This window comes from Ligaoa zhengdingensis, assembly GCF_014384885.1.
In the GTDB taxonomy this organism is placed as follows: Bacteria; Bacillota; Clostridia; order Oscillospirales; family Ruminococcaceae; genus Ligaoa; species Ligaoa zhengdingensis.
Genome location: NZ_JACRST010000012.1, coordinates 1 through 18,199, shown reverse-complemented (window position 1 = coordinate 18,199; position 18,199 = coordinate 1). Strand labels below are relative to the sequence as shown.

At 52.1% G+C, this 18,199-nt stretch carries 21 protein-coding genes and 4 tRNA genes; 10 read left to right on the top strand and 15 right to left on the bottom strand.

Features of this window, described 5'->3' with window-relative positions:
- Nucleotides 1-63: 63 nt before the first annotated feature.
- On the top strand, nucleotides 64-909 hold the full coding sequence (locus tag H8711_RS08560; protein ID WP_249283056.1) for an AraC family transcriptional regulator: 846 nt from the start codon (nucleotides 64-66) through the stop codon (nucleotides 907-909).
- 67 nt (nucleotides 910-976) lie between these two features.
- Here H8711_RS08560 and H8711_RS08555 read toward each other — a convergent pair whose 3' ends face one another.
- The 11 genes from H8711_RS08555 to H8711_RS08505 all read right to left on the bottom strand — a co-directional run bounded on the left by H8711_RS08555 (nucleotide 977) and on the right by H8711_RS08505 (nucleotide 7,462).
- Nucleotides 977-1,516 carry a methylated-DNA--[protein]-cysteine S-methyltransferase gene (locus H8711_RS08555; protein ID WP_249283055.1) on the bottom strand — a complete coding sequence of 180 codons (540 nt, stop codon included), beginning with the start codon at nucleotides 1,514-1,516 and terminating at the stop codon, nucleotides 977-979.
- Between the two features lie 68 nt (nucleotides 1,517-1,584).
- On the bottom strand, nucleotides 1,585-2,343 hold the full coding sequence (locus tag H8711_RS08550; protein ID WP_249283054.1) for a carboxymuconolactone decarboxylase family protein: 759 nt from the start codon (nucleotides 2,341-2,343) through the stop codon (nucleotides 1,585-1,587).
- Between the two features lie 15 nt (nucleotides 2,344-2,358).
- Nucleotides 2,359-3,024: a DUF4405 domain-containing protein gene (locus tag H8711_RS08545; RefSeq protein WP_249283053.1), complete on the bottom strand. Its 666-nt coding sequence runs from the start codon at nucleotides 3,022-3,024 to the stop codon at nucleotides 2,359-2,361.
- 3 nt (nucleotides 3,025-3,027) lie between these two features.
- The gene (locus H8711_RS08540; protein ID WP_249283052.1) at nucleotides 3,028-4,344 is read right to left on the bottom strand and encodes a flavodoxin; all 1,317 of its coding nucleotides are present in this window, start codon (nucleotides 4,342-4,344) and stop codon (nucleotides 3,028-3,030) included.
- Nucleotides 4,345-4,535: 191 nt separating this feature from the next.
- Nucleotides 4,536-5,237 (bottom strand): flavodoxin, encoded by a 702-nt coding sequence (locus H8711_RS08535; RefSeq protein ID WP_249283051.1) that lies wholly within the window; start codon nucleotides 5,235-5,237, stop codon nucleotides 4,536-4,538.
- A 5-nt stretch (nucleotides 5,238-5,242) separates the two neighbouring features.
- Nucleotides 5,243-5,596 carry a MerR family transcriptional regulator gene (locus H8711_RS08530; protein ID WP_249283050.1) on the bottom strand — a complete coding sequence of 118 codons (354 nt, stop codon included), beginning with the start codon at nucleotides 5,594-5,596 and terminating at the stop codon, nucleotides 5,243-5,245.
- A 104-nt stretch (nucleotides 5,597-5,700) separates the two neighbouring features.
- Nucleotides 5,701-6,567, bottom strand: coding sequence for a LysR family transcriptional regulator (locus H8711_RS08525; protein ID WP_249283049.1), 867 nt, complete (start codon nucleotides 6,565-6,567; stop codon nucleotides 5,701-5,703).
- Nucleotides 6,568-7,064: 497 nt separating this feature from the next.
- Nucleotides 7,065-7,140: transfer RNA gene (locus tag H8711_RS08520), tRNA-Gln, on the bottom strand.
- Nucleotides 7,141-7,194: 54 nt separating this feature from the next.
- Nucleotides 7,195-7,271, bottom strand: a tRNA-His gene (locus tag H8711_RS08515).
- Between the two features lie 32 nt (nucleotides 7,272-7,303).
- Nucleotides 7,304-7,380, bottom strand: a tRNA-Arg gene (locus H8711_RS08510).
- A gap of 8 nt (nucleotides 7,381-7,388) precedes the next feature.
- A tRNA-Gly gene (locus tag H8711_RS08505) sits at nucleotides 7,389-7,462 on the bottom strand.
- A gap of 158 nt (nucleotides 7,463-7,620) precedes the next feature.
- Between H8711_RS08505 and H8711_RS08500 the strand changes: the two genes are divergently transcribed.
- A complete protein-coding gene (locus H8711_RS08500) occupies nucleotides 7,621-8,115 on the top strand; it encodes a gamma carbonic anhydrase family protein (protein ID WP_249283048.1) in 495 nt (164 codons plus the stop codon).
- A gap of 33 nt (nucleotides 8,116-8,148) precedes the next feature.
- On the opposite strand, the gene H8711_RS08495 is transcribed toward H8711_RS08500, so the two are convergent.
- Nucleotides 8,149-10,386 carry a HelD family protein gene (locus H8711_RS08495; protein WP_249283047.1) on the bottom strand — a complete coding sequence of 746 codons (2,238 nt, stop codon included), beginning with the start codon at nucleotides 10,384-10,386 and terminating at the stop codon, nucleotides 8,149-8,151.
- Between the two features lie 181 nt (nucleotides 10,387-10,567).
- Between H8711_RS08495 and acpS the strand changes: the two genes are divergently transcribed.
- From acpS to H8711_RS08475, 4 genes are all read left to right on the top strand, one after another.
- Nucleotides 10,568-10,945, top strand: a complete 378-nt coding sequence (gene acpS, locus H8711_RS08490; RefSeq protein WP_249283046.1) for a holo-ACP synthase — start codon at nucleotides 10,568-10,570, stop codon at nucleotides 10,943-10,945.
- Nucleotides 10,942-12,477, top strand: coding sequence for an NAD(P)H-hydrate dehydratase (locus H8711_RS08485; RefSeq protein ID WP_249283045.1), 1,536 nt, complete (start codon nucleotides 10,942-10,944; stop codon nucleotides 12,475-12,477). Before acpS ends, H8711_RS08485 begins: the two co-directional genes overlap by 4 nt.
- Before the next feature lie 17 nt (nucleotides 12,478-12,494).
- A complete protein-coding gene (locus tag H8711_RS08480) occupies nucleotides 12,495-13,121 on the top strand; it encodes a hypothetical protein (RefSeq protein ID WP_249283044.1) in 627 nt (208 codons plus the stop codon).
- Between the two features lie 313 nt (nucleotides 13,122-13,434).
- Nucleotides 13,435-13,797 (top strand): type II toxin-antitoxin system PemK/MazF family toxin, encoded by a 363-nt coding sequence (locus H8711_RS08475; RefSeq protein WP_249283043.1) that lies wholly within the window; start codon nucleotides 13,435-13,437, stop codon nucleotides 13,795-13,797.
- 102 nt (nucleotides 13,798-13,899) lie between these two features.
- On the opposite strand, the gene H8711_RS08470 is transcribed toward H8711_RS08475, so the two are convergent.
- Together H8711_RS08470 and murC are read right to left on the bottom strand one after the other, a co-directional pair.
- Complete coding sequence (locus H8711_RS08470) at nucleotides 13,900-14,094, bottom strand: hypothetical protein (RefSeq protein WP_249283042.1); 195 nt, start codon at nucleotides 14,092-14,094, stop codon at nucleotides 13,900-13,902.
- A 226-nt stretch (nucleotides 14,095-14,320) separates the two neighbouring features.
- Nucleotides 14,321-15,691 carry a UDP-N-acetylmuramate--L-alanine ligase gene (gene murC / locus H8711_RS08465; RefSeq protein ID WP_249283041.1) on the bottom strand — a complete coding sequence of 457 codons (1,371 nt, stop codon included), beginning with the start codon at nucleotides 15,689-15,691 and terminating at the stop codon, nucleotides 14,321-14,323.
- 308 nt (nucleotides 15,692-15,999) lie between these two features.
- Here murC and spoVG point away from each other — a divergent pair, with 308 nt between their 5' ends.
- The 4 genes from spoVG (at nucleotide 16,000) to H8711_RS14355 (ending at nucleotide 17,835) form a co-directional block, all read left to right on the top strand.
- Nucleotides 16,000-16,287 (top strand): septation regulator SpoVG, encoded by a 288-nt coding sequence (spoVG, locus tag H8711_RS08460; protein ID WP_249283040.1) that lies wholly within the window; start codon nucleotides 16,000-16,002, stop codon nucleotides 16,285-16,287.
- A gap of 116 nt (nucleotides 16,288-16,403) precedes the next feature.
- Nucleotides 16,404-17,294, top strand: coding sequence for a dipicolinate synthase subunit DpsA (gene dpsA, locus H8711_RS08455; RefSeq protein ID WP_249283039.1), 891 nt, complete (start codon nucleotides 16,404-16,406; stop codon nucleotides 17,292-17,294).
- Nucleotides 17,291-17,635: a flavoprotein gene (locus tag H8711_RS08450; protein WP_249283038.1), complete on the top strand. Its 345-nt coding sequence runs from the start codon at nucleotides 17,291-17,293 to the stop codon at nucleotides 17,633-17,635. The genes dpsA and H8711_RS08450 overlap by 4 nt, the downstream gene beginning before the upstream one ends.
- Nucleotides 17,632-17,835 carry a helix-turn-helix domain-containing protein gene (locus tag H8711_RS14355; RefSeq protein WP_430413573.1) on the top strand — a complete coding sequence of 68 codons (204 nt, stop codon included), beginning with the start codon at nucleotides 17,632-17,634 and terminating at the stop codon, nucleotides 17,833-17,835. Before H8711_RS08450 ends, H8711_RS14355 begins: the two co-directional genes overlap by 4 nt.
- Nucleotides 17,836-17,884: 49 nt before the next feature.
- Here H8711_RS14355 and H8711_RS08445 read toward each other — a convergent pair.
- A partial coding sequence (locus tag H8711_RS08445; protein WP_249283037.1) for an SPOR domain-containing protein occupies nucleotides 17,885-18,199 on the bottom strand: 315 nt, incomplete at its 5' end.

Here is an 18,199-nt window from a genome sequence, read left to right as displayed (position 1 = left end):
CGTTCCTCGCACGGTATAATAAAACTAGACAAAATTTTCGCTCTTTTCCAGGAGGAATACTTTATGTTGTGCAATGAGCCCGGCGTACTTCCCCCTTCCAATTATTATTTTTTAACCCCTTCTCCCCTGGCTAAGCAGATTCTATATTATCTGCTCTGTGCCGGTTCCTACCAGTGTGCCGAAGGTTATTATGTCAAGCGTAAAAGCTACAATAGCATCCTATTAATGTGCGTACTGGATGGGGAATGTAAGGTCAAACAGGGAAATAATGTGTACACCGCGTGCAAAGATGATGTAGTATTGCTCAACTGCTACAAACCTCACGAATACTACACGGATTCGTCGCTCAAAATCAAATGGATGCACTTTGACGGCGCGCAGAGTCTCACTTTCTGGGAAACGATCCAGCAAGCCCAATCTCCCGTGATTACAAGCCAACAGCCCGAATTTTTTACCGATGCACTCGACCATCTGCTTCTGCTGCTGGAACGCGGCGGGCCAATTCCGGAATCGTTCTTCTCCACCGCCATCTATCAGATTTTGTGCCGCCTGTTGGACTCTGCTTCTATTATGGGATCTACCGATCTGTCAGATAATTTTATCAGCAAGGCCACCCAATTTATCCGGAACAATCTGTCCCTGCCGATCACTGTGGCTGACATAGCGCAAGCAGTCAATATGAGCAGCTCCCATTTCACCAGACAGTTTAAAATCCATACCGGCTTGTCCCCCTATGAATATGTGATGAATGAGCGCCTCAACCTGGCCAAACAGCTTCTGAAGGTGACTCAGGAATCGATCAGCAATATCGCGGGAAAAGTTGGGTTTTCCAGTGCTTCCAATTTTATTGTGCGCTTTAAAGAGCGGGTGGGAATATCTCCCAATCAGTTTCGCCAAATGCCGTTTTGACATACAAAAAGCGCCTCCACACTGTGGAGGCGCTTTTTGCCGTCAGGTTTTCGATGCAGACACCGCCTTAAAGTGCCGTTCCTTTTTTCGGCACAAACAAGGACGACATCTCGACACCTTCTAATTCCAGCAATTTTATTTTTGTGTTGATACCAGCTGCATACCCGGTCAGGCTACCGTTCGCACCAACGACCCGATGGCACGGTATGATAATAGAAATTGGATTGTGTCCAACTGCTCCGCCTACGGCTTGGCTGGACATGCTCGATCTATTCATTTTTTCCGCCATTTTTTGAGCAATATCGCCGTAGGTGATGACCTGCCCATACGGAATTTGGCAAAGAATTTCCCATACACCTTGACGGAACTCCCCGCCGATTGGAGCCAATGGCAACCCGGAAATAGCAGGCTTCTCCCCAGCAAAGTAACGATCTAACCAGTCCTTTATCCGATCAAATACAGGGATATCCTCTTTTTCCACCATGTTTTCCAATATGGTATCGCCATGATATTTTTGGCCTTCAATCCAAAGACCGATGAGATTGCTTCCATCAGACGCCAATTTGATGGCGCCTACCGGCGATAAATACATCGTAGAGTAGATCACCCCACACCAACTCTCCTTTCTGTTTTGAACCCACATCACAGCATCGCCCGTATGTATGTTTTCATCTTCTACTTATCATTTAATTTGCGATATTCTTCATCGGACACAGCCTCCAGCCATTCATTGAAACTGTCCTCACCAGGAACTTCGACGGCCAGATGGGAGAACCAGCTATCGGCTGTGGCTCCGTGCCAATGTTTGACGCCAACCGGAATGTTCACCACGTCTCCAGGCTGCAACTTTCGCGCCTCTTTGCCCGCCTCTTGATACCATCCGCATCCACCGATGCAGAGGAGAATCTGCCCGCCGCCGGACTTGGCGTGATGGGTATGCCAGTTGTTGCGGCAGCCCGGCTCGAAGGTGACGTTGAATATCCCGACCTGTTCGGTGGAAAGCGGAGCAAGGTAGCTCTGTCCAATAAAATACTGTGCAAAAGCGTCGTTAGGCGCTCCTATGGGGAAAAACAGTGTACTTTCATAAGCCGACTTTTCATCACCAGCAGCCGATTCTTCGCTCCATACCTCTTTCGCCATACGGAATACCGCCCAGCCCTTCGGCCAGCCCACATACATGGTGGCATGGGTTATGATTGCGGCAATTTCTTCCTTTGTTACGCCGTTTTTTTTCGCGTTTTCCAGGTGATATTGCAAAGAAGAATCTGTGATGCCTGACGCCATCAGGGAAACGACTGTGACGATACACTTCATTTTGACAGAGATTGCTTTCTCGTTCCAGACCTCTCCGAACAACACATCGTCGTTCAAATGGGCGAACATAGGTGCAAATTCTCCAAGGGCATTCCTGCCAGCAGTTTGTTTTATCATCATACGCTCCTTCTGCGGCTAAACGCCGCGTTTTCGTTTTACCATGTCTCTGTCCATCGCAGATAATATGCCATGGGTCAGAAGACAGACCGACATGATGACGCTGATATATTCTGTATAGAAAAGCGGCCCTGAGGGCGGGACATTGCTTTGCGGGATGATCAGCATATCGTATGCCAGTCCGTTTTTCCAAAAGGCATAGACTCCAAAAAGAAAGATCAGCAGTTCCAACAGCCAGCCTACGTACTCAAAAGCCGTCCTCTTCAGCTTCCGTTCGATATTTTTGAGTGCTCCGTGCAAATGCAACCCAAGGTGAAATGCCATCAGCAGAAAGCCCCATGCGCAAGAGAAAACATGGATATCACGCCAAAAAAACCGCACCGGCAAAAAGGATACATCGAACACCAGCCCGGAGATCATAAAGGAGCTGAGCATCATCAAAAGCATGGCAAGAAATAGCAGGGTATCTGAGCACGTCAGCAGAATCCGCCTCGCGCCCCATCTGCCGCGAAATAGTGTTTTATACCAATTCATATTCAGCAGATGATGCGCGATAAACAGCAAAAACGTACCAATCCCAATGAGCGCGTGAAGCAACAGCCCCATTCCCGGATGATAGTACATCAGGTACAGGAACAGCGCCAGCATCAGGACATCAACAACAATTTTAACGCGTCTTTTCATGGCCTATCGCTCTCTAATCCCGCTTTGGCTCAACCATTCGGAAATGCGATCCGAAAGTCCGCTGCCGCCGGAATAATTGAATTCAAAACCACAGCCCACATATGCTCCTGGGATGGCTTTGGACACATCAGAAACGCTGTCGCCGAACATGGTGCCGCCGTGGGAGCTAAAGGTGATGACCGTTTTGCCGCTGAAATCGTACTCCTCAAGGAAGGAGTAGACCGGCATCGGCACGGTTGCCCACCAGGTGGGATAACCGAGCAGAACGATGTCATACTGCTCCATGTTCTGTACATGAGAGGACAGCGCTGGATGCACGCCCTGCATCAGGTCGCGCTGGGAAACATCATAGATGTTGCCGCGATATGGATTGGCCATCGTGATCTCAAACAAATCCGCGCCGGTTTTTTCTGCGATAATCTCAGCTCCATTTTCCGTGTTGCCGGAATAGGAGAAGTATGCTACCAGAATTTTAGGATTTTCCGGGGTGGAAATATCCAAGGAATTGGTTGTTACGACCATCTCATTCCCCGCCTCTGCGTTGCGGCAGATGCGAAAACCAAGGTTCTGATCGGCGTCAATGGGATTGGTCGCACTGCGGTACGCACTGCGCAGATGCTTGCCAAAATCGTTATAGCTGCCGCCCCGGTTGACGCGCAGGGAACCGCTAGCCGCGCCTGACGGATCGATGGTACTGCTTAAATCGTATTCTCCATAATAATCAAAGCACCATTCCGCCACATTGCCGTGGGTGTTGTAGAGCCCAAAGGTGTTGGGAGGCAGTTCCGTGACCGGGATCGTCTCTCCACGATTGCGGCTGGTCACCACCTCAGGATTGGTGTGGGAAACATAATTTTCTTCGATCAGGTACGGGTAGCTGCCCTCAAAGTTAGCGTAGTCGCTGTGTACCTGATCGCCGAAATTGTAGATGGTTGTTGTCCCAGCCCGGCAGACATATTCCCATTCCGCCTCGGTCAGCAGTCGGTAACCGTTGGCGTTTCGGTTCCACGTAACTGTGTTCCCATCGACGGTATAGACCGGCGTCAGTCCGCGGCTCTCGCTGAGCCTGTTGCAGTAATGGACAGCGTCAAACCATGTCACATTTTCCACCGGCAGAGCATCGCCGCGAAATACGCTGGGGTTCTCCCCCATGACTTCCTGATAATCCTTCTGTTTGACCTCATATGGATCGACATAAAATGCGCTGATGGAAACCTCATGCTGCGTTTCATCTGTACCGCGCTGGCGCTCGCTTTCCGGGCTGCCCATCTGATAGGTCCCACTGGGGATCAGAATGAGTGAGTCGTCGATCGCTTGCATTTCATGGCCCTCCTGTATTGTATCCGGCTTTGTGGTCTCGCTGGATGCTGCTGGATCCTGCTGCAGGGCACTTGGGCTTGCAGACGTGCGCTCGGCGCCGCCTTTGGAAAAAAAAGATATTCCTAACGCAATAGCCGCAAGCGTCGCCAAGGCGATCACCAAAACCAGGATTTTCGCTTTTGGGGTTGTATTCATTGCCCGTTCCCCTCCAACCATTGACCGATCCCTTCATCGGATGCGCCGCTTGCCCGCAGGCCGTCGGTCACAGTGGCGTCGGGCTCCTGTGTACGAATCGCCGATACAGAAGTGGATATCCCGCTGCCGCCCGAGGTGCAGAAGGGCAGGATCGTTTTGCCGGACAGGTCATAGGTGTCCAGAAAGGTGTTGATAATTTGGGGCATCGTGCCCCACCAGATGGGATATCCGAGGTAAACCGTATGATAGCCGGACAGATCGATGGTTTCTCCCGCTATCGCGGGGCGGGCGGAATCATCGTTCATCTCCCTGTTGGCGCGGCAGTCGTCATTTCGATAATTTAGGTCCTCGTCTGTGTACGGGGTCTCGGGGACGATCTCATACATATCCGCGCCGGTTAGCTCTGCGATTTTTTCTGCGACAGCCTTCGTGTTGCCGGTACAGGAGAAATACACGACGATTGCGTTCGTTGCTGTGTCATCCGGCACCTGTGTCTGCTCACTGCTGGAGTTGTCGCTTTCCGATGTGCTGCTCGAGCTGGGAGTAGAGGGCTGTGCCGCATTGTCGGCACCTGATCCCTGCGCCTGCTGTTCGCCGTCTTCTACAGGCGATGTGCTGTTATTGTTAGCCTTCCCTCCGCAGGCTGTAAGCGAAAACAACATGCTCAATGTGAGGAGCATTGGTAGAAACCGCTTCATGTTCGTCATCCTTTCTGACTTTTCTTCATCTTGTGGCGTAAATAATCCAAACGGTTCAGCTGCGCCTCTTTGAAATGGATCTCGTCCAGTGAGCTGGTACGCTTGGCGTCCAACATGGCCATGCGCTCCACTTCAGTATTTTCATCACTGAGCAGCAAGCGCATATAAGTCTCCACTTCTTCCTTGGTAAAGCCGACATCGTGCAGGGTCATGATCGTGCTGAGACGTTCAATATCCTGTTCGTCATACTGCCATACCTCCATAACCTGTTTCACGGGATCGCATAGGTGCATCCCAGCATATTCATCCAGCAGAGAAACAGGAATATTATAGCGGGCAGCCGCTTCTTCCTTGGTCATGCTCCACCTCTTTTCAAAAATATATAGGCATCCAATTACTGGACACCTATATCATAAGTGATGTTATCAGAAATGTAAAATACTTATTTTAAATTATTTTCTATTCATTTACTGTATTTCTTTGCAAATTCAAGAAAGGCACTTAACGTGTGGGCCTCCATCTGATTCTTTTTCCACACCAGGAAGGTTTTTCCAGTAAGCGGCGGATTCATGGGTAAAAACCGAACGCCATCGTAGGAACAGTTGCGTTTTAATCCGATTGCAATTCCGACATCCTGCTGCACCATGAGAGCGGCGTTGCCCATCAGATTATATGTCTCGATAATATTCAGTTTTTCGTAATCCTCATCGAACCAACCAGCGATGGCGTTTTGCACTATCGTCCGCTTGGTCATGACGATTTTTTCATTTATCAGTTCAGAGGGAGTAATACAGCTTTGATGTGCCAACGGATGCTGCTCGCTGACAAAAACACCCCATTGCTCCTCCCCTGGCATCTCTAGAAAATCATATTTTCCGATGTCCACCGGTGCAAGCAACAGGCTGACATCAATGAGTCCTCTATCAATGCGATCCTTAATACTGTCCGCATTTCCGCTGTAGATATCGAAGAGAACAAGAGGATGTTTCTTTTGAAATTCTGAAATGATTTTTGCAAGGTGGGAAAAGGCCATAAGCTCTCCGCTTCCGATCGTGATCTCACCGCTGAGCTCTTCCTTCTCATTCAATTCTCGTTTCGTCTTCTCCGCAAGAGAAACAAGCTCCTGCGCCCGGCGGCGGAGCAGCATTCCCTGTTCGGTGAGGATGATATTATGATTGCTCCTCGTAAAAAGCTTGACGCCGAACTCCTCCTCAAGCTGCATCAGCTGACGGGAAAGTGTCGGCTGCGAAATGTGGAGGATCTGCGCTGCTTTTGTGATGTTCTCCTCGCGCGCTATGACGAGAAAATAGTTCAGCACACGCAATTCCATAACGCCATCCACATCCTTTCCTGTTTTTAGCAGTATAGCATCTTTTAAATATGCAATCAACTGTGGCTTTTTGTATCCAGCAGTCGGCCGAACCGCATCGGCCCCTTTCACCTCCGAGAAGATCTAAAGTCCGAAGGACAAAACTATTCAGATTCTCCACTTTTCCCAACTAAGTCAAATCAGCCGCGCCAGCCGGTATTTAAAGGGTTGAGAGCGAATAAGAAGCCGCTTTAAGACTTGAGTTTACAGTACCACAACAATTTATCTCTAACGCTGACAGACAGGGTGCAACCAGAATAGGACCCCTCCCTAGCAAAACCAGAGGTTCTTTATAGGCACATACGGGCATCAAACGAACATGGATCTGCAAAAAATCGCTGCTCAGCTCGACCGAATATTCGCGGATATTTTGAGTGAAGATCACGGTGTGGGTTAAAAAGTGGGTTATATGGCAAAAGAATAACCCGCACAAACGCGATGTTCATGCGAGTTATTCGTGGTTGGGCTGGCAGGATTCGAACCTGCGGAATGCGGGAGTCAAAGTCCCGTGCCTTACCGCTTGGCGACAGCCCAATTTATTTGAAAAGATGAGCAACACAAAAAATGCATCGCTCATCTTTTCTTTTGTGGGGTGGGTAGACGGATTCGAACCGACGGTCTTCAGTGCCACAAACTGACGCGTTAACCAACTACGCTATACCCACCATATTTACCCTTTTGCCACCAAATGCAAAATTGGCGCGCCAGAAGGGACTCGAACCCCTGGCCTACTGCTTAGAAGGCAGTTGCTCTATCCAGCTGAGCTACTGGCGCAAATTGATTGGAGCGGGTGATGGGAATCGAACCCACGCGACCAGCTTGGAAGGCTGGGATTCTACCATTGAACTACACCCGCATCTACATTTCAGCGGCAGAATTTATTCTACCAAATTATCGGTTAAATGTCAAGGAAAATTTCTCGAAAACTTATCTCCCTTTTCATATGTGCAATTTGCTCTTTTAATCGCTTTCTGTTACACTGGAGCAGTCATATTTTTTAGGAGACAGAGGTGTATGATTGTGAACCAACCGCAAATCGATTGCAACACTCAAATCTTGCCCGGCGCGATTATTGTGGGGGATGTGACCCTGGCGCGCGGATGCTCAGTATGGTACAATGCGGTATTGCGCGGAGATGTTGCCGCCATCCAGATCGGTGAAAATACCAACATCCAAGATGGCTGCATTTTACATGTCGACTTCGATCACCCTCTTATTGTGGGGAAAGGTGTTACCGTCGGTCACGGCGCGATTCTGCACAGCTGCGAAATCGGCGATAACACCTTGATTGGGATGGGAGCGATTCTGCTCAACGGTGCAAAAATCGGAAAAAACTGTATCATTGGAGCCGGTGCACTCGTCACCCAAAACACCGTTGTGCCTGATGGCAGCGTAGCGCTGGGCAGCCCTGCGCGGGTGATCCGGCCGGTCACCGAGCAGGAAATCGCATCCAACCGGCGCAATGCAGAGGCTTATCTCCAGCTCAAACATGAATATCACAACGACTGAAAAGAGCCCCTTCGCGGATGAAGGGGGCTCTTGCTAACGCAACAGGTGACTGGCTTCCCCTTCCGCATACAGGTATAACCGGTGCAATGGGCGGGTACATGCGACATAGAGCAGCTTTCGATCATCCTCGGTGTGATAATGCGCTTCGTCCACTCCATACACAAAGGCACAATCGAACTCCAAACCCTTCGCCATATAAATCGGCATCACATATAACCCACGCCCAATCTCCCCTGTCTGTTCCCCGACAAGTCGCAGTTCGGCGAGCCCAGGCTGTTCGATCAGACGGCGATACAGTTCCCTTGCGGCCTCAAAGCTCTTACAGAGGATCGCCAGGGAACCGAATTCCTGCTGTTGACAGCTTCGCACATCCTCGATCAACAGCGTATCCAACTCTTTCGCATCCGGAGCAGTGCGCACCCGGGGCTCCTCTCCATGGCGGTCAAAACTTTCCTGCTTCAACTCGCGGTCGAGAAACCGGCGGCTGAAAGCAGTGATCTCGGCGGAACAGCGGAAGCTCTTGTTCATCACTGCAAGCGTACTCTTCTGTTTGCCCAAAATAATCCGAATGCGGTCGTACAGGGTCATATCTGCCTCGTGAGCGATCGTCTGGTTTACATCCCCCAGCACTGTATAGCGTGCAGCCGGCATCATCCGCTGCAACAGACGGAAGTGAACGGGAGAATAATCCTGCGCCTCATCAATCACCACCTGCTTGATCTCATCGCTTGGCTTGCCGCCCATCAAGATCAACCTTAGATAGAGCAGAGCCATTCCGTCGGCATATCCCGCCGAATTGCGCTTGAGACCGGAGGCGATAAAATCTAAAATCTCATCCAAATTTGGAGGCAGCGGGAGATCCCCTGCCGCACGACGGAATAGGTCATGGTCACCGACCAGCTTGCGGTAGATGCCCATAATGTTGAGGCGGGTGAAGGAACGGACCTTGTGCGCCAACGAGGTGATCTCCTTGATCGACAGCAGGCGTGCCTGCGCTTTGACTTCAAACTGGTGCTCAGGATGTTCCAGCACAAACTGTTCCAGCTCCTTGAGGCGCGCTTTCTTTTCCTTATGGATTCTTTCCATCAGGTGCTCCTCGATGACACGCAGGCGCTTGGCCAACGGCATGTTGATGCGCGATTGCAGCAGCTCGGCGCGCAAAGCCTGGCGGGTGGCGATGCAGATCCCGCCGTAGAAGACATCCGGCATTTCCAACAGGCTGCGCTCATATAGCTGCGCGTAGCGTTCGATGATCTCACAAAAGGTCTCAGAGAGCTGAAATTCCACCGTATCGCGCAGAAGGTCGCGCCGCCCGTCTTCCCCATCCGCGCAAAGCCGCTCCAGCACATTGTTTCGGGTGGAAAGCTGGATGCCGCCCTCAAAATAATCTTCAAAAATTTCCTCAAAGGTTTTGGTGGCGATGTTCTCTTCCCCCAGCTCGGGCAGCACGCCGGAGATGTAACGGCCGAACAGCGCATTGGGAGATAGAATGATGATGTTGTTGGCGGACAATCCACCGGTCACGCCCTGGTACATCAAAAATGCAACGCGGTGCAGCGCCACCGAAGTTTTTCCACTGCCAGCAGCTCCCTGCACCATCAACAGGTCGCTGTCCAGGTCGCGGATGATCACATCCTGCTCCCGCTGAATCGTTTCAACGATCGACTTCATCTTCGGCGAGGCGTTTTTGGAAAGGACGCTACGCAACACGTCATCCATGATGTTGACGCTGCTGTCAAAGAAATATTCCAAGCGGCCGCTCTTGATTTCATACTGGCGCTTGAGCTCCATCTCGCCGCTGATCTCTCCGGACGGCGATGTATAGCTGACCCGACCGGGCTCGCAGCGATAAAACAGACTGGCCACTGGAGCGCGCCAATCGTAGACGTAAGCGTCCAGCCCATCCTCATCGGTCAGGTTGCCGGTGCCGATATAGATCGGCTCGCGTTCAAACCCGTCTTCGGTGAAATCGATGCGGGCAAAATAGGGCGCTTGGATCATCCGCTCGTAAAGCGCGAGCTTTTTCATCATCATCTGGTAATGGATCGTGCGGGTTTGGATATCCCCCAACTCCTGGTTGGCCTCGGTCAATTTATCAAAATCGTGCGAAAAATGCACGGTGTTTTCATACATCTGGCGGTTAAGCTCCATCAGTTTTCTCTTTTCTGTTGCAGCTACGTTCTGCTGCGCTGCCAGGCGGGCACGTGCCAGGTCGGTGACCCGCTTTAAATAGTCCTGTTCCTGTGGCAATTCTTCCTCGTAACTCGGCAAAGCATTCACTCCCTCTGTCGGATGGTCATAATTGATTATTATAGCACAAAAGCAAAGGGAATTTCCAGTTGTTTTCCTGACAGATTAAAAAAATACAGCAGAGCAACCGCATTGAACCGGCCGCGCGGCTGTGTTATACTAAAAATTGAAATGCACCAAACCACGCCAGGGGGTACGCCGGATGGAATTGCAGACAGGCATCGACCTCGTTGAGGTCAGTCGGATTCAAAAGAGCTTGCAAAATTCACGCTTTTTGCAGCGGGTCTTTTCGCGTGAAGAACGGGCGCTGTTCGTACAGCGCGGCGGGAATCCTCAAACAATAGCCGCCAACTTTGCGGCCAAAGAGGCGTTCGCCAAGGCAATCGGCACCGGCGTCCGCGGCTTTGCACTCGACGAAGTAGCGCTTCTGCGCGACCAGCTTGGAAAACCGTACTTCCAGTTGAGCGGCCGTGCCTTGGCATTGGTGGAGGCGCATCAGTGGACCTTGGCGGTGAGCGTCACCCACACGAGGGCGTACGCCAGCGCGGTGGTTGTGTGTTATGGAGGGAAAAACAGATGAGAATTGTCACATCCTCGCAGATGAAGCAGATCGAACAGCGCGCCGATCAAAACGGTCTGTTTTACTACGACATGATGGAAAATGCGGGTACAGCAGCGGCCAACAGTATCATGAGCAAAATTTCACCCAGGGATAAGCGGGTGCTGGTTTACGCGGGCAAGGGCAACAACGGCGGAGACGGCTTTGTGGTGGCACGGTTGCTGTTTCAGGCTGGCGCCAAAGTCAAGGTAGTGCTGGTTGACGGCGAACCGGTGACCGAGGATGCTGCCGCCAACTTTGACCTGCTGCATGATTTGGAGATTGGGGTGCTGGATTTTCTCAACGACGAACCGCAGCTTCAAGTGCTCCTGCGCGATGTCGATATTATTGTGGATGCGATTTACGGCACCGGATTTCACGGCGCGCTGCGCAAAACCGCGCGCCTCGCAGCACGGTCGATCAACGGCGCGATCGCGGCGGTCTTTTCGCTCGATCTCCCCAGCGGAGTCAATTCGGACAACGGCGAAAGCGACAAAGATGCGGTGCAGGCCGACTTTACCATCGCTTTCGACAGTCTCAAGCCCGCGCATCTGATCTACCCTGCGGCCGGACGGTGCGGCGCGGTAGAGTGCGCCGAAATCGGCATTGTACCCCAGTGGCGCACCGATCTGCCGCGCACCTTTTTACACATCACGCCGGAGATGGTGATGGAGGCGATCCCCGAACGGCCGGTGGATTCCCACAAGGGGACGTTCGGCAAGCTGCTCAACATCAGCTCCAGCCTTGGTATGACCGGCGCCGCCAAGCTGTCGGTGCTGGGAGCGCAGCGGGTGGGAACCGGCTTGGTGACATTGGCCGCCCCCCGTTCGCTCATCAGTCTGCACGCCGCTTCCCTGACCGAAGCGGTGTTTCTGCCATTGATCGAAAATGAGGCAGGCACGGTCGCCCGCACGGCAGCCGTCCAACTCGGCCCCAAACTGGAGCAATCGTCCGCCTGCTTGATCGGGTGCGGCCTATCTAACAACGACGACACCGCCGCAGTGGTGGAATTTGTTGTGAAAAATGCAAAATGTCCCCTGTTGATCGATGCGGATGGCATAAACGCACTTGGACGGAATATAGATATACTGAGCGAAGCAGCAGGGCCGGTCGTGTTAACCCCCCATCCCGCCGAGCTTGCCCGTCTGCTGAACGTAGAAACCGAGGACCTGCTGGCGCACCGCGTCAAATACGGAAGGGCATTCGCACAAAAATACAACCTGACGCTCGTCTTCAAGGGGGCGCACACCCTGGTATTTGCCCCCGACGAGCGGGTGTTCATCAACACCACCGGTAACAACGGACTCGCCAAGGGCGGCAGCGGCGACCTCCTGGCCGGTATGATCGCCGGCCTGATGGCGCAGGGTATTCCTCCGCTGCAAAGCGCGATGTGCGGCGTCTGGCTGCATGGAGCTGCGGCCGATCGCTGCGCTGACCGTCTTTCCAAGACCGCAATGCTGCCCTCCGACATCCTCACCGACCTCTGCGGGCTGTTCCGCGAATACAACCGCTGACAAAGGAGATTATGCCTATGGACCATTCGCCGCGCAAGCCGACCGGCATCCGGACGTTGAAAGAGAAACCTAACCGCCCGGGGATATGCGGTCCCAAGACACTTCGCCACGCCGCATTTCTGGGCGCGTTGACGGTGATCCTTGCGCTGGCGTTGGTTGCCTGCGGCAAGCAGAAAGCCGTCACCGAGCGGAATATCGCCGATGAACTGACCCGCCCGTTTGAAAGTACCGTTTCGATCAAGTACAAGGAGATCGACGCCACAGCGAAGATCGCCAAGCAGACCCCCGGATACTGCAAAATCACCTTTGCCAGCCCCGAAGCATTACAAGACATGGCGGTGGAATTCACCGTCGATAAGGTGAACATCGACTATAAAAAGCTGCACACCTCCTTCAATCCCAGCAGTATCCCGGGCAGCGCAGTGAGCAAGATGTTGGTTTCCGCCATCGACTCGGCCACCAAGGACAGCGGCGTGCGAGTGGAGTACAAGGACGATATCCTGCTGGTGACTGGCCAGATGGAGGATGGTGCGGGAGAGTTCATCCTGCGCATGGATGCAAAAAACGGGAATCTCATCCGTTTGAGTGTCCCGGGGGACGATTTTGAGGCGGAATTTTCCAACTTTAACTTCGTCGCGCAGTAACACTACACGATGCGATCCCCCTGCCTGTCTCCCCTGCCCCCCAAACGACAGAAAAAAATCCCCGCGGTTCCTTTTGGGAACTGCGGGGATTTTTAATTCATTTTCATTCGGTCCTCATGCCAAAGCAAAAAGCGAACGGCAGCACGCATTGTCATCCAGTTTGTCCGATGAATAGGATGAAGTAGACGCGCGCCCCTCCCGCCGCTTGGAAAATTTTAAATTTTGCAGGAACCGGCGACTCTGGACGATTATTCGGCGGCGCGACTGACAACAATAATAACACACAAAGTTTAAAATGTCGGAGTGATACGAAATGACCGTGAAACGAGGAGACATCTACTACGCCGATCTCAGTCCGGTGGTTGGCTCAGAGCAGGGCGGGGTCCGCCCGGTATTAATTGTGCAAAACGACATCGGCAACAAATACAGCCCCACTGTGATTGCGGCGGCCATCACAAGCCAAAAGGAAAAATCCAAGCTGCCCACCCACATCCCTTTGAGCCAGGACTGCGGACTATCGCGCGACTCGGTGGTGTTGCTCGAACAGATTCGGACGATCGACAAGCGCCGGTTAAAGGAACGCATGGGCCGGCTGGACGGCGGATCGATGACAAAAGTGGATAAGGCGCTGTCCGTCAGCTTCGGGCTGAGCTTGGACGACCATCGGCCTACATAAGCATCGTGAAAATACAAAACGACGTGCAAGGCCGATCAAAACGCGGAATAGGATGCTTCCTCAAAAGGGGAATGGCTGCCCATTCCGCGTTTTCTTTTTTCCTCATCCACGTTGAAATGGAGCTTCCTCTTCGCTTTCTTCCAAGCAGTGCTCGATCATACTCACCACCACGTTGTTAAAGCTGGTGCAGTTCTCCACTGCAATCTGGTTGATCTGATCGATCAAATTCTGGGAAAGATACAAGGTTTTGTAGCCGGCTTTTACTTTCTTCTTGGTTGTCTTGGGCACAAATGTCATAGTCGACTGTCTCCTCCTTTTGTCACTTCTATTGTAAAACAAAATGTTAATTTGAAATATATGAGATTTTTCTATTGTATTTTTTTCGTCTATCGACTAGAATATCTTGGGGAGTTGTCTCGAAAGTAAAAATAACGGCAAAAAAGAAGACCACCCAACCGCTGGATGGCCCTTGTTATAACTCAGATTGCAACCCCATCTGTTGGCCTGGCCTATTCAATCTTTCCTATCGGCCAACCATCAAATGTGCGCATTTATTGACGTCGCCGCAGCCCAATGTGATCACCAGATCGCCCGGCTCGGCATGGGATAAGACATAATTAGCGATTTCGGGAAAGGTTTCAAACCATACGCTGCCCGAAATCTTTTCCGCCAAATCTTTGGCGTAGATATTATAGGTATTGACCTCCCTTCCGCCCATGATCTCAGACAGCACCACATGGTCGGCGATGGAGAGCACACGGGCGAAGTCGTCCATCAGCATCGCGGTGCGGGAATAGGTAAACGGCTGGAACACTGCCCAAACCCGCTTGAAATCCAATTCCTTCGCCGAGCGGAGGGTCGCCTCGATCTCAGTGGGGTGGTGGGCATAATCGTCGGCGATGGTGACGCCGTCCACCTTGCCGAGGATTTCAAAGCGGCGGCCGGCACCGTGGAACTTCTCCAGCTCCCGGCCCAGCGAATCGGCCGGAGCACCCGAACACAGCGCCGCCACACAGGCTGCAACCGCATTGAGGATATTGTGGCGGCCAGGCACATGAACGGAAATCGGTGCGATGCACCGGTTGCCCTGCATCAGATCGAACGAAGACTGCGCACCGGCGTGAACCACATTCGCCGGATAATAGTCGTTGGTGGATTCCCAGCCGAAGGTGACGATCTCCCGGCCGACAAGCCCCTCCACTACCTTCATCGCATTCGCATCGCTTCCATTGACGATCACCGCGCCGCTGGTGAGCTCTGCAAAGCGGCGGAAGGAACGGATGACGTTCTCCAGCGTGCCAAAGTAGTCGAGGTGATCCGCGTCGATATTGAGGATGACGCAGAGGTTGGGGTCCAACAGCAGAAAATGGTCGCAGAACTCACATGCCTCGCAGATCATCAGTTCGCTCTCCCCTACGCGTCCGCTACCGTGGATCGCCTCCAGCTTGCCCCCGATTACGACGGTTGGGTCGAGCCCAGCTCCCAACGCGATCTGCGTCAGCATGGATGTGGTGGTGGTTTTGCCGTGAGTACCGCAAACGCAGACACAATTTTGGTATTCCTTTGTAATCAGGCCGAGGAGTTGTGCCCGCTCCAAGCAGGGAACGCCGGATTGCTTTGCGGCCACCAGCTCGGGATTATCCTTCAAAATGGCTGCTGTATACACAATAAGGTCCGCCCCAGCGATATTTTCAGCGCGCTGGCCGATCGTCACATGAATACCCAGCTCGCGGCGTTCAATGGCAACTGTATCGGTTTCATTGTTGTCCGATCCAGTGATGTGATAGCCCTGCGCATGTAAAATCTGAACCAGTGGGAACATACCCGAACCGCCGATCCCAATAAAATGGATGTGGCGTTTGCCCTCCAGAATGGTGTTTTCAATCTTTGTCATAACAACAACTCCCGACCATAGTTTTGCCCGCCTTTTCGGGCCATCGCGCCGCTTTTGGAGACAGAACCTGTTTTATTATGTGCAGATTGCAATCAATCTGTGACAAAACACAGCATTCTCTCCAAACGTTGGGGAATCAACCTCTATTATAGGACAAACCTGTGATAAAATAAACAGATTTTTTTCTTTTCTTCCAAAATCAAAGGAATCTTTCCCCTCAATTGTATAAATCTGAATATTTCGAAAAATAATAGAGTCAGCGGACAATTACCAAACCAACATCATCACAGCAAAGGAGTCGTCATATTATGAACATTACGGATATTCGGATCAGAAGAACCTACCAGGACACCCGCCTGAAGGCCCTGGTGTCCGTCACAGTCGATCACGATCTGGCGGTGCACGATATCAAAGTGATTGAAGGACCGGAGCGCCTGTTTGTCGCTATGCCCAGCCGCAAGGACGACAACGGCGTATTTCGCGACATCGCCCATCCGATCACCCCGGAGGCGCGCCGCGAGTTGGAAGGCGCGATTTTAGAGGCATATCACAACCACATTCAAAACCAACAGAACGCGGTTGCAGCCGATCATTAAAGGCGATCCTCTCCCCTGTTTTTCAGGAACCCATTGTGTCTGACCCTCATAGGATATGGTATATCGCCCCTCCAATCCAGGGGCAATATAAGAAGTATCCTATGGGGGTTATTCTCATGATACATGATAAAACCTTACAGATCGCCGTGATCGGAGGGGATCTCCGCCAGGCGCATCTCGCCAATTTACTGGCGCGGGATGGCTTTTATGTTTCCGCGCTCTGCTTGGAACAGGATGTCTATTTGGGGGACGATGTCAAACAAGGCGAAGACGTGCAGAACGTATTAAGCCGAAGCGATGTGATTGTGCTGCCGCTGCCCGTCACTGTAGACAAAAAAAATATCAATACACCGTTTTCCAAACAAAAATTAGCGGTGCGCGACGTACTTACCTACGCCAAAAAAGATGTACTTCTCTTGGGGGGAATGCCCGACCCGGAGCTGCGGACCAAGTGCGAACAGATGGGGCTGACAATGATCGACTATCTGGAGCGTGAAGAGCTCGCGGTGCTCAACGCCATACCTACCGCCGAAGGCGCAATCGCTATCGCGATGGGAGAACGTGCGAGTACTATCTACGGCAGTACCTGTATCCTAACAGGGTATGGACGCATTTCCAAGGTACTGTCCCGGCTTCTGTTGAACATGGGAGCCCGCGTGATAATCGCTGCGCGTAAACCCAGTGACCTCGCCTGGATCCGAATCAACGGATGTGAAGGGATACATATCTCAAAGATAAAAGATTATGCCGATCAGGCCGATATTCTTTTTAATACCGTCCCGGCTATGATCCTGGACGAGGAAATCCTTTCCTGTCTGAGCCGCGACTGCCTCGTCATCGACCTCGCCTCTAAACCGGGGGGAGTTGATTTTGATATGGCAAAAAATCTGCGGATCAAGACCATTTGGGCGCTGTCACTGCCCGGCAAGGTGGCGCCTATCTCCGCCGGAGCCATGATCAAAGAAACGATCACCAATATTCTGACGGAAAGGGGGATCATCTATTGAACAACATTCGAGTCGGATTCGCAATTTGTGGATCCTTCTGCACCTTTTCCAAGGTATTGCCGGAGATGCAGCGGCTGGTGGATGCCGGCTATGAAGTATGGCCGATCATGAGCGCCATCTCCTGTACTACCGACACCCGTTTTGGCAAGGCCGCCGACTTTGTTGCGCAAATTGAGGAAATGTGTGGCCGGCCAATCATCAAAACCATCAAAGATGCCGAACCGATCGGCCCCAAGGCTCTGCTGGATGCCCTTGTAATCGCACCCTGCACCGGAAATACGTTGGGCAAACTTGCCAACGGGATTACCGATACATCTGTCACAGCAAAACTTATAATATGATTGCAAGTGCGCACACGCTGGGAGAGCGATGTCGCGCCTACCGCAAGCTACACGGATTGACGCAAACGCAATTTGCCGCTATAGTGGGAGCCTCACGTTCACAGATTTGCCGCATTGAGCGCAGTTCGAACCATGTCGGCGCGGCCGTAATTGATGCGGTACGACTTTTTATAGCGAATTTTCTCCCCGAAAAGAACTAAAATTCAAAGGCCCGAAGGAGCATATTTGCGCTACTTTCGGGCCTTTTTGTCATACAATAATCGCGCTGTAGCCTTTTTCTTTGAGTTCTTTCGCCAACCGTTCGGCATTTGCCTTAACCCCAAACGCCCCAACCTGCACCCGGTAGAGCTTGTCGGGCTGGGGCGGGTTCACCAGCGCCCTGACCCTCTCGCGGAAGGTAAGCCACGCCTCCGGGTGCTCCACATACCACAGCGGGCATTTCTTCCCCGTCACATCGTAGTGCCGAATCACATCTTTGCCCGGGTCAAACCCTCTCCGCTTGCAGATGTCTGCCACCAGCTCCGCCAATGCCTCCTCCGTCACGGCGCTGAACTTCCCAGTCTT

What these genes read in the sequence shown, in the direction of transcription:
- H8711_RS08470 (WP_249283042.1), bottom strand. Translation starts at nt 14,094, where the DNA reads ATGACATTTGTGCCCAAGACAACCAAGAAGAAAGTAAAAGCCGGCTAC.
- H8711_RS08480 (WP_249283044.1), top strand. Translation starts at nt 12,495, where the DNA reads ATGGACCATTCGCCGCGCAAGCCGACCGGCATCCGGACGTTGAAAGAG.
- H8711_RS08550 (WP_249283054.1), bottom strand. Translation starts at nt 2,343, where the DNA reads ATGATGATAAAACAAACTGCTGGCAGGAATGCCCTTGGAGAATTTGCA.
- H8711_RS08540 (WP_249283052.1), bottom strand. Translation starts at nt 4,344, where the DNA reads ATGCAAGCGATCGACGACTCACTCATTCTGATCCCCAGTGGGACCTAT.
- H8711_RS08475 (WP_249283043.1), top strand. Translation starts at nt 13,435, where the DNA reads ATGACCGTGAAACGAGGAGACATCTACTACGCCGATCTCAGTCCGGTG.
- H8711_RS14355 (WP_430413573.1), top strand. Translation starts at nt 17,632, where the DNA reads ATGATTGCAAGTGCGCACACGCTGGGAGAGCGATGTCGCGCCTACCGC.
- H8711_RS08560 (WP_249283056.1), top strand. Translation starts at nt 64, where the DNA reads ATGTTGTGCAATGAGCCCGGCGTACTTCCCCCTTCCAATTATTATTTT.
- H8711_RS08545 (WP_249283053.1), bottom strand. Translation starts at nt 3,024, where the DNA reads ATGAAAAGACGCGTTAAAATTGTTGTTGATGTCCTGATGCTGGCGCTG.
- murC (WP_249283041.1), bottom strand. Translation starts at nt 15,691, where the DNA reads ATGACAAAGATTGAAAACACCATTCTGGAGGGCAAACGCCACATCCAT.
- acpS (WP_249283046.1), top strand. Translation starts at nt 10,568, where the DNA reads ATGGAATTGCAGACAGGCATCGACCTCGTTGAGGTCAGTCGGATTCAA.
- H8711_RS08485 (WP_249283045.1), top strand. Translation starts at nt 10,942, where the DNA reads ATGAGAATTGTCACATCCTCGCAGATGAAGCAGATCGAACAGCGCGCC.
- H8711_RS08525 (WP_249283049.1), bottom strand. Translation starts at nt 6,567, where the DNA reads ATGGAATTGCGTGTGCTGAACTATTTTCTCGTCATAGCGCGCGAGGAG.
- dpsA (WP_249283039.1), top strand. Translation starts at nt 16,404, where the DNA reads ATGATACATGATAAAACCTTACAGATCGCCGTGATCGGAGGGGATCTC.
- H8711_RS08530 (WP_249283050.1), bottom strand. Translation starts at nt 5,596, where the DNA reads ATGACCAAGGAAGAAGCGGCTGCCCGCTATAATATTCCTGTTTCTCTG.
- spoVG (WP_249283040.1), top strand. Translation starts at nt 16,000, where the DNA reads ATGAACATTACGGATATTCGGATCAGAAGAACCTACCAGGACACCCGC.
- H8711_RS08535 (WP_249283051.1), bottom strand. Translation starts at nt 5,237, where the DNA reads ATGAAGCGGTTTCTACCAATGCTCCTCACATTGAGCATGTTGTTTTCG.
- H8711_RS08500 (WP_249283048.1), top strand. Translation starts at nt 7,621, where the DNA reads ATGATTGTGAACCAACCGCAAATCGATTGCAACACTCAAATCTTGCCC.